The organism is Algoriphagus halophilus, from assembly GCF_041729275.1.
Lineage (GTDB): Bacteria > Bacteroidota > Bacteroidia > Cytophagales > Cyclobacteriaceae > Algoriphagus > Algoriphagus halophilus_A.
This window is the reverse complement of the sequence record NZ_CP146486.1, coordinates 3797558-3810337: the sequence shown is the minus strand read 5'-3', so window position 1 is coordinate 3810337 and position 12780 is coordinate 3797558. Positions and strand designations below refer to the sequence as shown.

The window sequence follows — 12780 nt, the reverse complement described above, 5'->3', positions numbered from 1 at the left end:
GGCTGTTAATTTTGAGTTAGAAAGCTTATAAGCTCTCAAGTACTGCATTAAAGGTTGCACTTGGCCTCATTGCAGCCGAAGTCAAGGCCTCATCGGGCTTGAAATATCCTCCAATTTCATTTGGAGAACCTTGACTTCCATTAAGCTCTGCTACAATCTGTTCTTCGCTTTCAGTCATCTTTTGAGCAAAAGGAGTAAACTTTGCTTTCAATTCCTTATCCTTATCCTGAGCTGCTAGAGCCTGAGCCCAATATAGCGCCAAATAGAAATGACTTCCTCTGTTATCCAGCTTACCTACAACTCTTGCAGGAGACTTATCATTTTCCAAGAATTTACCAGTAGCTGCATCTAAGGTTTCACCAAGTAATAAAGCTTTATCATTATGGAATGTTCTACCCAAATGCTCTAAAGAAACCGCTAATGCCAAGAACTCTCCTAAAGAGTCCCATCTTAAATGGCCTTCTTTCACAAATTGTTCTACGTGCTTTGGAGCGGATCCTCCAGCACCAGTTTCAAACAAACCTCCACCATTCATCAATGGAACTATGGAAAGCATTTTTGCACTGGTTCCAACTTCCAAAATAGGGAACAAATCTGTCAAGTAATCCCTCAACACATTTCCTGTTACAGAAATTGTATCCAATCCTTCCTTGATTCTGGCCAAAGAGAAGTTGGTAGCCTCCACTGGAGACATAATATGAATTTCCAGACCATTGGTATCATGATCCAGCAAATAGGTATTTACTTTTTTGATCAACTCTTGATCATGTCCTCTTTTGGATCTAACCAAAATACCGCTGGTGTGTCAGATAATCTCGCTCTGGTCACAGCAAGTTTTACCCAATCCTGAATTGGAGCATCTTTTGTCTGGCACATTCTCCAGATATCTCCAGCTTCCACTGGATGGGAAAGGATTACCACTCCATTTTCGTCCTTTACTTCTACTGTTCCAGCTGTAGAGATCTCAAAAGTTTTGTCATGAGAACCATATTCTTCTGCTTTTTGAGCCATTAAACCCACATTTGGAACGCTCCCCATAGTAGAAGGATCGAATGCCCCATGTTGCTTACAGAAATCAATGGTTGCCTGATATACCCCTGCATAACTTCTATCTGGGATAATTGCCTTGGTATCTTGGGATTTCCCTTCCTTATTCCACATTTGCCCTGAAGTACGGATCATGGCAGGCATAGAAGCATCAATGATTACATCACTAGGTACATGCAAGTTGGTAATTCCTCTGTCAGAATTTACCATCGCCAAATCCGGGCTATCCGCATAACAAGCATCAATATCAGCTAAAATTTCAGCTTTCTTAGCTTCAGGAAGCTTTTCAATATTTGCTAGCAAATCGCCAAAACCATTATTCACATCTACACCAAGCTCCGCAAAAGTAGTAGAATGCTTCTCGAATACCGGTTCAAAGAATACTTTCACAGCATGCCCAAAAATGATAGGATCGGACACCTTCATCATGGTTGCCTTCATATGGATAGAAAACAATACCCCTTTCGCTTTCGCATCGGCTTTCGCTTTCTTTAAAAAGGCTTTCAAAGCAGACACACTCAAAGTAGAGGCATCGATTACTTCTCCTTCTTGTAGTTTGAGACCCGATTTCAAGACCTCGGTACTACCGTCATTCTTTTTAAGTTCAATGGAAACAGTAGCTGCTTGAGTCATGGTATGGGATTTTTCACTTCCGTAAAAATCTCCCTCTTCCATACTATCCACATGGGATTTTGAATCCGCAGACCACTTGCCCATGGAATGTGGGTGTTTCTTCGCATAGGCTTTTACAGCCTGTGGAGCTCTCCTATCTGAGTTGCCCTCTCTTAATACTGGGTTTACTGCAGAACCTTTGATCTTATCGTATTTACCTTTGATGGTCTTTTCTTCTTCTGTTTTTGGCTCTTCGGGATAATCTGGAAGTGCATATCCTTTGGCTTGCAATTCCTTAATTGCCGCTTTCAATTGTGGGACTGAAGCAGAAATATTTGGAAGCTTGACAATATTCGCTTCCGGAGTTTTGGCAATAGCTCCCAATTCTGCCAAGGCATCTTTCATTTGTTGCTCTGGCTTTAGGTATTCTGGAAAGTTTGCGATAATTCTTCCCGAAAGCGAGATATCTCTTGTTTCTACCTGCACCCCAGCAGAGCTAGTAAATGCTTGAACAATTGGAAGTAAAGAATACGTTGCTAGGGCTGGTGCCTCATCTGTTAGCGTATAAAGGATTTTTGGAGTCTGGTTACTCATGGTTTGATCAGGATTCTTAAAAAGATTGGAAAGACCTTGCTACAGCTCCATGAATTTCATTTTGCTTCAATTTCTCTTGATATCAAGAAAACATAGACAGGGTCAGAAAATTTTGCGGCTAAATTACAGAAAATATCCTTGTTTCAAATCCAGTTCATACTATGAGATGGACCCTTTGTCAAAGCAATTTACCGAATTGTGAATTTATCGGCGTCTCTCCACGCAGGAAATTTCTCCCGGTATCTCTCTAATTCATCGGCATCTAGCTGAAAAGTTTGGATTTCTTCGGACTCTCCCAAATGGGTAATTATCTCTCCCTTGAAATCATAACAAGCAGAATGTCCCAGGTAATCAATTCCATTCCCATCCCGCCCTACTCGATTTACACCTGCCACATAACTGAGATTCTCTATCGCTCTTGCAGGCAATAATGCATCCCATGCAGAAGTCCTCGCTCCAGGCCAAGAGGCTACATAAAAAAGAAAGTCATAGGAAGCTCCCTCTTCTGTCCAAACATTCCTGGAGTAAACTGGAAACCGGAGATCATAACAAATCTGAGGACAGACTTTCCAACCTTTTAAGTTAAAAATAGGTAGGTTCTTTTCGGAAGAGAACGTTTCATCCTCTTTGGCCATTCGAAATAAATGCTTCTTATCGTAAGTGGAGATCTCTCCCTCGGGAGTTACCCAAAGAAGACGATTGAAATAATTTCCCTTATCTGAAATAATAGCACTCCCTGTAATAACTGCACCTGATTGAGCTGCCATCTGTTTCATCCATTTACAAATGGATAAGTTCATGGGTTCGGCTAATTCAGACGCATCCATACTGAATCCAGTAGGAAACATTTCTGGAAGAATTATTAAATCTGTACCGGTAGGAATCCCCCAGAGTTTTTCTTCTAGCATGGCCATATTGGCTGTTTTGTCTTTCCAAAACAAGTCCGTCTGTACCAGCGCTATGGATAATTGGGGGATCGGCTCATTTGAGCGGGTATATCATTCTGTAATCAGTCGATACTTTTCCTTTGCTGACATCAATCAACTTTGATTTCATCAAACGCTTTTTCAAGCCTTTTAGGTAATCTACAAACAAAATCCCCTCTAAGTGATCGTATTCATGCTGGATCACTCTGGCAGTCATTCCCGAAAACTCTTCCTCTTTCAAGTTCCAGTTTTCATCAAAGTATTCTATGGTCAACTTTTCAGGTCTGGTGATTTCAGCCCTAACTTCGGGAATACTCAAGCAGCCCTCTTCAAAACTATAATCATCACCATATTCATCTAAAATAATGGGATTGATAAACGCTCTTCTAATCCCAACTTCCTCATCTTCTTCGTCGAGCATCAGAGAACTATCAATCACAAAGAGTCGGACTCCTTGATTAATCTGTGGAGCTGCTAATCCTACACCACTGGCATTATCCATAGTAGCAAACATATCCTTGATCAAGGAATCAAGCTCTGTTCCCTCATTAATTTCTTCCGCCTCTTTCTTCAAAATGGGATTCCCGTATGCAACTATTGGGTAAATCATTGTCTTTCTAAATACGATTGTAAAATAATCGCTGCACTCACCTTATCCAGGTTGCCAGCTTTTTCACGACGATCTTTCTTTTTACTTCCCATGGCTATCATACTTTGCATGGCCATTTTAGAAGTAAATCGCTCGTCCATTAATTCAATTTTTTGGTTTGGAAAGCTTTTTTCCAATTGTTCTTTCATTGCCAACACCCTAGGTGTCATCTCATTATCCTGCCCATTTAAGCGGGTAGGCAAACCTAACACCAAAGTATCCACTTCCTCTTTGGTAATATAGGTTTTGATATAGTCCAACAACTTGGAGGTCTCTATGGTTTCCAAGGGGTTTGCTAACATCTTAAGCGGATCTGTAACAGCCAAACCAGTTCGTTTGGTTCCTAAATCAATTGCTAGAATTCTTGGCATCAGTTGGTCCTTATTTTATTTCGGATTTTTCTAAGTGCCTCTCTTTCTAATTGAATGGCTTTTGGAAACAGTAACTCATCTTCAATTTGGGCATGAATGGTAAGCTCTCGCTCAAAATTTTGAAGCTCGTGATACAATACCTTCATGGTTAGGGGCGCATTTTCAGGTAACGAATAATCTTGGGTTAATTTCCTGATCCCCTTCATTTCATCATCATGAACCTCATGCATTTCTGCTAGTAAATGGATCGGATCCTTCTCCAACACTTTGATTGCATCCACAATACTGTAATTACCTTCCTCTACATCCTGTAAAAGCTTGATCCGGTTAAATAAACCGCTCTCTTCTTCATGAATATGATGAATGAAGTCTTCTACAAATAAGGGGAACATAATTCTCAAATCGGCAATCAGAGAGGAATATTCAGGTTCAGGAGTAATCCCTGAAATGATATTGGCCAAAAAAGGCAACTCCTGTCTTACAAAAGTAATGCTTTCGCTTCAAATAGGCGACAAGAACTTCAATTGGGTTGAGGTATAATTCTTCATTGGTAGGCTCCTTTCTCAAAGCCCATTCCTCCAATTCCGTAATTAATTGGTTTGGATGTACTCTATGCTTTTTGCAGACCGCCTCTAATGACTGTGTTTGATACTGATAGAAGCTAATCCCGAAATAATGCAACACAGCTGCAAAAACATAGTTTTCAGAGACCAAATCACCTACTAAAGCTTTATTAAATCCATTTTCAGCTCCCATGTCACAAAAATAATTTTTTTTAACAGAAAAAAGGGGAATAATTTGGATCATTATCATCCCCCCTCGTATAAACATTCGTTAACTTTATCAAAAGTCACTTTCAAAACACTAGCTTATTATGCTAGTTTATAAATCAATAGCAATAAATTAAAGAAAGGCATAGACGTGAGCGATACTAAAAACACGAAAGCGCAAATAAGACTTCCAATCATATTGGCACTGGCTATTTCGGCTGGAATCTGGATTGGGGCCACTTTTGCCGAACCCAAGAGTAATCAAAATGACCTGAGAGCTGCCCTATATAAGCTTCAGGAGATCATGACATATATCAATCGAGATTATGTAGATAGTGTAAACACCAATGAGCTGGTAGAGTATGGGATTACAAAGATGCTTGAAAACCTGGATCCCCATTCAAGCTACATCCCTGCCCGAGACGCATCTTTGGCTCAATCCCAATTGGATGGAGAATTTGATGGGATTGGAGTTGAATTCGGGATCATTAGAGATACTATTTATGTGGTCGCTCCTTTGACCGGTGGTCCTTCAGAGGCACTTGGCATCCAATCTGGAGATCAGATTATAAATGTGGATGGTAAAACAGTTGCAGGTATTGGAGTAACCAATCGAGATGTTTTTGACCTTCTTAGAGGACCAAAAGGGTCAAAAGTCACCATTGATATCAAAAGAAAAAATCAGAGTGAATTAATTCCTTATGAAATCACTCGAGATAAAATCCCACAGTACAGCATCAATGCTTCTTACATGGTCAATGATGAAGTGGGCTATATCAAAGTAACACGATTTGCAGCTACTACCTATGATGAGTTCAGAACTTCTATCGAAGATCTAAAGTCTAAAGGAATGCAAAAATTGATCATTGACCTTCAAGGTAACCCTGGAGGTTATATGGGAGCTGCTATTAACATGGCCGACGAGTTACTAGGCCAAAGAGCCTTGATCGTATCTCAAGAAGGAAAAGTAGATCAATACAGCCAAAAAGCCTTCGCATACAAACCAGGTCTCTTTGAAGAAGGCCCAGTCATCGTCTTAATCAACGAAGGAAGTGCTTCTGCATCTGAAATTCTTGCCGGAGCAATTCAGGATAATGATAGAGGTCTGATCGTGGGTAGAAGATCCTTCGGTAAAGGATTAGTCCAATTGCCAATAGATCTTTCAGATGGAGCTGAATTGAGACTGACCATTGCTAGGTATTATACCCCTTCTGGTCGATCCATCCAAAAGCCTTATGGCGCCAATTACGAAGACTATGAAAAAGACTTCGTAAAGAGGTTCGAACACGGAGAATTCTTCTCTGCAGATAGTATTACGTTCAACGATAGTTTGAAATATGAAACTGCCAAAGGTAGAACTGTTTACGGGGGCGGAGGAATCATGCCTGATTATTTTGTTCCGTTGGACACTACTCAAAACAGTATTTACATCAATAGATTATTCAACTCAGACTCCAATAGAGAATTTGTGCTGGAATATGCCAATGACCATAAGGATCAATTTGCAAACATGTCGGTAGAAGAATACAGAAATGAATTCGAAGTGAGTGATTCCATGTTGAAAGACCTTATTTCTATCGGAGAGAAAAACAAAGTTAAGTTTGACCAAGAAGACTTTAATAAATCAAAAGACTATTTGAAGATTTTGGTAAAAGCTCACTTAGGAAGACAGTTGTATGATGATAGCGCCTTCTATATGGTTGTCAACGATATCAATGAAGTTTATATGCAAGCCTTAAAGCTTTTTGACCAAGCAGAAAAAATAGCCTTGGCCAAAGACTTAAGCAATGTAGAAGAATAAGGGCCTATCCAGCCAATTAAAGAGCAATTCGAAAGGGTTGCTCTTTTTTTATATCAAATTTTCCTTTCAAACCTTTCATAAATGTATGACATTGAATTTCAGTATCACTTTAAACATTTTAGCCTCAACTAATCAATAAGCTAATGAAAGCCCTTTTAACCTTCCTATTATTTTCTGGAATCATCCTGACCTCACATTCGCAGATCAAAGTCAATCATATTGCGGTTCATGTTTCAGAGTTAGAGGCCAGCAAAAAATTTTATGAAAACATCGTTGGTCTCAAAGAAATTGAAGAACCTTTTAAAGATGGTCTTCACGCTTGGTATGACATCGGCAGTGGAGCCGCACTTCACATCATTGAAGCTCCAAATACTCCTACGGAAATCTCCAAAGTCAATCATCTTTGTTTCAGTATGGAAGACATGGATTCTTTTATTCAAACGTTGAAAGACACGAATTACCCCTTTGAAAGCTGGGTTGGCGAAAAAGGGAAGGTAACGATCCGAGTGGATGGAATCAGACAAATTTATATTCAGGATCCTGATGGAATGTGGTTGGAGATCAACGATGATTATTGATCCAAAGAGGAAAGCAAAAAAATAGCCCGATTCATCATAATCGGGCTATTTTTTTAGTTATCGTAAATCTCCTGAGGCCAGCTATCATTGCCCAAGTTGACATCTGGAAGAATCTTATCAGGATCCAATATTACAGATTTCACTTTCTTATCTGTTTTGATGATATGGTTCCAAGTGTCACCTCTTTGCCAAATCTCCACTGGTAAAGTAAACCGCTCTGTTGAGTCATCTTCATAGGTCACCTCAAACAAAACAGGCATAGGAATATCTCCTTTGTTGGAAATGCTCAACAAATAATTTCCTGAATAAGGGAACACACCATTGATTCCTAAATCAATATTTCCGTTTCCATAAAACCAGCCTTGCCAGAACCAAGAAAGGTTTTCACCACCTACATTTTCCATGTGATTAAAGAAATCAGAAGGTTGTGGGTGTTTATAAGCCCAAGTTTTAATATAGGATTTGAACGCATTGTCAAATCGCTCTGGACCCAAAATATATTCTCTTAACACGATCAAGCCAATAGCAGGCTTATTATAGGCCACCATTCCTAAATTGGAAGTATTTGCTACATCTGGGTAGGTATCAATTCCTTCTCTGGTTTCGCTATTGAAATAATTCAACGACCTTCTGGTTTGCTGTAATCTAGAAGGATATTCTCCATTGTTGAAAGCCAAGGTACTGTAGTGGTTGATAAAGGTATTGAAACCCTCATCCATCCAAGCATATCGTCTTTCATTTGAACCTACGATCATTGGGAACCAGTTATGACCAAATTCGTGGTCAGTCACGCCCCAAAGACCTCTACCTTTGGATCTAAAATGACAGAAATTCAAGCCAGGGTATTCCATTCCTCCAATTTCTGCAGCTACATTGGTGGCCGTAGCGTAAGGGAACTCAAACCAAGTTTCAGAATAGTATTCAATGGAGGCCTTGGAATACTCAGTAGATCTTGACCAAGCCTCTATTCCATCCGATTCTTTTGGATAAACTGATTGTGCCAATATCTTTTTCCCGCTTGGGAGGTTGATCTTGGCTGCGTCCCAGATAAAGGCTTTAGAAGAAGCAAAGGCTATGTCTCTGCTGTTTTCAATAGCAAAATGCCAAGTCACCATTCCTTCTTGCTTAGGTCTTGTTAGTTCGGTATTTCCGATTTCTTCGGGAGAAACCAAATATACTGTTTCATCGCTTTCTTTTGCTTTTGCATAACGATCCTGAAGCTCCTTACTCAATACCTCTTTTGGATTCAACAACTCCCCAGATCCAACCACAATGTGGTCATAAGGCACGGTGATTTTATAGTCAAAAGCACCATATTCCAAATAGAACTCACCTGCTCCAAGATAAGGCTCTACATTCCATCCTTCGATTTGATCAAATACAGCAACTTTAGGATACCATTGAGCCAATGCGTAGATGGTTCCATCCTCCACATCCAATCTCCCCATTCTATCCATTCCCTTCTCAGGGATTTTGAAAGAAAAATTCATTGAAACGGTAGCTTTTCCTCCTTTTGCTGGAATAGGCTCCGCAAACCAAACTTGCATTCTGGTATCAGAAATAATGTGCTTATTGGAAACTGCTCCTTTGGAACCCACTTTAGCGGACACATTGCTGATATCAAATCCTCCATCAGTATCTCCATTGTACCTATTTCCCTGAATCGGTGTAGTCAAGGTTCCTCTTGAATCTTCCCTAAACCGATTTTGCTCCAATTGCATCCAGATAAAATCCAGGTTCTCTGGGCTATTGTTGGTATAGGTCAGGGTTACTTGCCCTGTAAGGGTATGAGCCTGATCATCCAAAGTAGCCTCAATTTGGTAATCAGCCGCATTTTGCCAGTACCCAACGCCTGGTTTGCCAGATGCCGTTCTTGAGTAGGTTCCTCTTCGGTCCATAAACTCTCCAAAAACACGTTGATTATTTTCTTTTACCTCTTGGGCAAATGAATTGGACACTTCTGCAAAACCGATTCCGGCCAGAAGAAGTGATAATATTAGTTTTCTTTTCATACTACTTGTCAAATAATAGGCACCAAAAATAAGGATATCCTTTGGAACACCCAGTTTCTTTTACACTAGCATTTCAGCATTAACTAAATTTCACAATTATTCTAGGGTTGGATTTAGACTTTTTTAACCATTTCTTTGGGCTGGATTTTTAAAAATTCATATGAAAAAAACACTATTATGTATTACTAGTTTTGGCTTGTTCTTCCAATTAAAAGCCCAAACTGACACCACAACCCAAAATCTTGAAACAGTTATCATTCAAGAAAATCGTATTCAAATTCCCTTTTCTAAGCAGAGTAGAAACATAGCGTTGGTTGATAAGCAAGCGATAGAAACTACTCCTGCCAGGAGTTTGCAAGAAATTTTATCGTTTGTACCAGGGGTAGACGTGAGGCAAAGAGGCGTAACTGGAGTACAAGCGGACATTGGCATTCGGGGCGGTTCTTTCGCACAAACCCTTATGCTGTTGAACGGGATTAAATTATCCGACCCTCAAACTGGGCATCATATGATGAATATCCCCGTCCCTTTGGTGAATATAGATCGTGTGGAAGTATTGAAAGGGCCAGGATCAAGAATCTTTGGACAAAATGCCTATGCCGGTGCAATCAATGTAATTACCAGCCTAACTGATGAGCGTTATCTGAGAGTGAAAGGTTACGCAGGTGATTTTGGTATGAAAGGGATCAATTTTGCGGGTTCTTTGCCGACTGGCAACTACAAGCAAAACCTTTCTATCTCCTATGATGACTCCAATGGATATCAATACAACACAGACTATCAAGTCAGCAATGTCTTTTACGAGGGTGGAATTGAGATAAACAATCGAAACGCCCTGAGAGGAATGATTGCCTATACTGACAGGACATTTGGGGCAAATAGTTTTTACTCCAGTTCTTTTCCAGATCAATGGGAAAGTATCCAAACTACTTTGGCTTCCTTAAGTCATACCCTTAGTCTATCTAACTTCTATTTGAATACAAGAGCGTACTACCGATACAATGCGGATGAATATAGATTGAGAAGAAATGAACCTGAATTTTATCAAAACAATCATACCTCCGACGTTTTTGCCTTGGAAGCCAATGGCAATTTTCAAACAAAGTTCGGGACTACTGGATTTGGGATTGAGACTAGAACAGAAAAACTAGAAAGCAATAACCTAGGTAATCGTGAAAGAACTTTGAGCGGAATTTTCTTGGAACAATTAATCAACCTGGGTTCTAAAGTAGATGTTAGAGCGGGCATATACTCCAATTATAACACAGGATATGGATGGAAACACTTCCCTGGGGCAGAAATTGGTTTTCAGGCCAACCAAGAAATCTGTTTCTATACTGGATACGGAATTAGCTATAGGATTCCTACATTCACAGACCTCTATTATGTTGGACCTACGAATATCGGAAATGAGCAACTTACTCCCGAGGAAGCACAAAACTTTGAAATCGGGGCAAAATGGGCAAAGTCTGGATTCAGAGCTGAACTGGTATATTTCTTAAGAAATACCGACAATTTGATCGAATGGACCAGGCCGGATGAAGCAACCCCATGGCAGCCACAAAATTTTAATAAGGTGAAATTTAATGGTATAGAAGCTTCTTTATACTATCGCGTCAATCCTAGTGCTACCACTATTCAGGTAAAGGAATTCAACTTTTCATACAACTATATCCATGCAGATTTAATCCAGCAGCCTGGTGTAGAAACCAGGTATGCCTTTACTGCTTTAAAGAATCAATTGATCGGAGGGGTATTGGTAGGAATAGGAAAAAAACTGGAATGGAACACCAAAATGCGATACATAGAAAGGATGAATCAGGATCCTTACTTCTTGATGGACATGAGGGTAGACTATAATCGGATTGGAAAAATAGGGCTATTTGCCGAAGCATCTAATCTAACAAACACCGAATACATCGAAGCAGCCACCATACAAATGCCGGGAAGATGGTTTCGAGCCGGGTTTATGTTGAATTTGGACTCTGGCAATTAAGGGTTGTCTACAAAAATAATTTTTGCTCTCATTATCAAGCAATTATTTAGAGAGCTTAAAAAAAAGCAACCCAATATTTGCTACAAATAAATTTCAAACTACCTTTGCATTCCCTTTCGAAAGGAAAGGAATACAAAGATGGGAGTTTAGCTCAGTTGGTTCAGAGCATCTGCCTTACAAGCAGAGGGTCGGGGGTTCGAATCCCTCAACTCCCACATCTTAAATTCAGCTCAAATAAAGCATTGTTCATTTCTTGGGAGTTTAGCTCAGTTGGTTCAGAGCATCTGCCTTACAAGCAGAGGGTCGGGGGTTCGAATCCCTCAACTCCCACATTAGCCTCAGAGTTTTCTGGGGCTTTTTTTTGTTCTAACCCAATACCGTATCAGTATTAAAATGCCTTTTTCAGGGATCAATAAATCCTATTGCCTTACCTTTCTATAAACTAGTTTACAATACACTCTCGCACTAAGAACATAAAATATTTACTAGAAAATGAGAGTTCATTTAATGGGTCGGGGTTCGCCCTCGATAGTTATCGGGGCCCTCAACTCCCACATTAGCCTCAGAGTTTTCTGGGGCTTTTTTTTGTTCTAACCCATTACTGTCTTAGTATCAAAAAGCCTTTTTCAGGGATCAATAAATCCTATTGCCTTACCTTTCTATAAACTAGTTTACAATACACTCTCGCACTAAGAACATAAAATATTTACTAGAAAATGAGAGTTCATTTAATGGGTCGGGGTTCGCCCTCGATAGTTACGGGGCCCTCAACTCCCACATTAGCCTCAGAGTTTTCTGGGGCTTTTTTTGTTCTAACCCATTACTGTCTTAGTATCAAAAAGCCTTTTTCATCTTATTATAACCCCTCCTTTTGCCTAGGAGACTAAATTTCTAATACTTTTTTTGTCATATAAATACCAATATATCTGACTAACTAAACCAACCTCTTTTTTTAAATGAAGCAGTATACAGGACTCCTCATCTTTCTAATTTTAATAATTGCAAGTAAATCAAATGCGCAAGACATACAGGATCAATTATTAGGAAAATGGAAACTCACCAAAGACGAAGGCTACTTGTTCTTCATTAACTCACCAGACGCTCAATCCAGACCAGAAGACGAAATGGAAAAGTTTTACGAGCTCATGGACAGACTTCACGATCAGAGCTACAAAAATTTTTACGCCAGAGATTCTATGACCAACACTATTTTGGATCGAACCGAAATCATCCAGGAAAAGTCTATCTGGAATATTCGTGAAGCAGACTCTGTAATTACTTGGCAATCAAAATTTGCCCCTAAAGTTCTTCAGGCAAAAATCATGAAAATCAACGATAAAGAACTCGTCCTAGTCTACCTTAATAGAGACCAAACCCTAGGTAGATTCAAAACACACTATGAAAAAGTAGAAAAGAATTAAATA

Annotated in this window: 10 protein-coding genes, 2 tRNA genes and 1 pseudogene; 6 read left to right on the top strand and 7 right to left on the bottom strand. The window is 39.7% G+C overall.

From position 1 onward, the window contains the following. Positions 1-25: 25 nt before the first annotated feature. The 6 genes and pseudogenes from V8V91_RS20390 to V8V91_RS20365 form a co-directional block, all read right to left on the bottom strand. Positions 26-2253 (bottom strand): annotated as a pseudogene (locus V8V91_RS20390) (NADP-dependent isocitrate dehydrogenase). 188 nt (positions 2254-2441) lie between these two features. After that, entirely contained in the window at positions 2442-3215 is a 774-nt protein-coding gene (locus V8V91_RS20385) for an amidohydrolase (protein WP_373400762.1), read from the bottom strand. A gap of 19 nt (positions 3216-3234) precedes the next feature. After that, entirely contained in the window at positions 3235-3789 is a 555-nt protein-coding gene (def, locus tag V8V91_RS20380; protein WP_074222839.1) for a peptide deformylase, read from the bottom strand. Then, positions 3786-4199, bottom strand: coding sequence for a Holliday junction resolvase RuvX (ruvX, locus tag V8V91_RS20375; protein WP_373396962.1), 414 nt, complete (start codon positions 4197-4199; stop codon positions 3786-3788). The genes def and ruvX overlap by 4 nt, the downstream gene beginning before the upstream one ends. After that, the gene (locus V8V91_RS20370) at positions 4199-4660 is read right to left on the bottom strand and encodes a hypothetical protein (protein ID WP_373396961.1); all 462 of its coding nucleotides are present in this window, start codon (positions 4658-4660) and stop codon (positions 4199-4201) included. Before V8V91_RS20370 ends, ruvX begins: the two co-directional genes overlap by 1 nt. After that, on the bottom strand, positions 4629-4955 hold the full coding sequence (locus tag V8V91_RS20365; protein WP_373396960.1) for a hypothetical protein: 327 nt from the start codon (positions 4953-4955) through the stop codon (positions 4629-4631). Before V8V91_RS20365 ends, V8V91_RS20370 begins: the two co-directional genes overlap by 32 nt. A gap of 165 nt (positions 4956-5120) precedes the next feature. On the opposite strand from V8V91_RS20365, the gene V8V91_RS20360 reads away from it, so the two are divergent. Both V8V91_RS20360 and V8V91_RS20355 read left to right on the top strand, forming a co-directional pair. Next, positions 5121-6770 (top strand): S41 family peptidase, encoded by a 1650-nt coding sequence (locus V8V91_RS20360; protein ID WP_373396959.1) that lies wholly within the window; start codon positions 5121-5123, stop codon positions 6768-6770. Between the two features lie 143 nt (positions 6771-6913). Continuing rightward, positions 6914-7348 (top strand): VOC family protein, encoded by a 435-nt coding sequence (locus tag V8V91_RS20355; RefSeq protein ID WP_373396958.1) that lies wholly within the window; start codon positions 6914-6916, stop codon positions 7346-7348. 53 nt (positions 7349-7401) lie between these two features. On the opposite strand, the gene V8V91_RS20350 is transcribed toward V8V91_RS20355, so the two are convergent. After that, positions 7402-9360, bottom strand: a complete 1959-nt coding sequence (locus V8V91_RS20350; protein WP_373396957.1) for a M1 family metallopeptidase — start codon at positions 9358-9360, stop codon at positions 7402-7404. Between the two features lie 160 nt (positions 9361-9520). On the opposite strand from V8V91_RS20350, the gene V8V91_RS20345 reads away from it, so the two are divergent. The 4 genes from V8V91_RS20345 to V8V91_RS20330 all read left to right on the top strand — a co-directional run bounded on the left by V8V91_RS20345 (position 9521) and on the right by V8V91_RS20330 (position 12777). After that, positions 9521-11356, top strand: coding sequence for a TonB-dependent receptor plug domain-containing protein (locus V8V91_RS20345; RefSeq protein ID WP_373396956.1), 1836 nt, complete (start codon positions 9521-9523; stop codon positions 11354-11356). Positions 11357-11496: 140 nt separating this feature from the next. Beyond that, a tRNA-Val gene (locus V8V91_RS20340) sits at positions 11497-11571 on the top strand. Positions 11572-11611: 40 nt separating this feature from the next. Further along, positions 11612-11686 (top strand) — tRNA-Val (locus V8V91_RS20335). 626 nt (positions 11687-12312) lie between these two features. Further along, on the top strand, positions 12313-12777 hold the full coding sequence (locus tag V8V91_RS20330; RefSeq protein WP_373396955.1) for a hypothetical protein: 465 nt from the start codon (positions 12313-12315) through the stop codon (positions 12775-12777). Positions 12778-12780 lie beyond the last annotated feature (3 nt).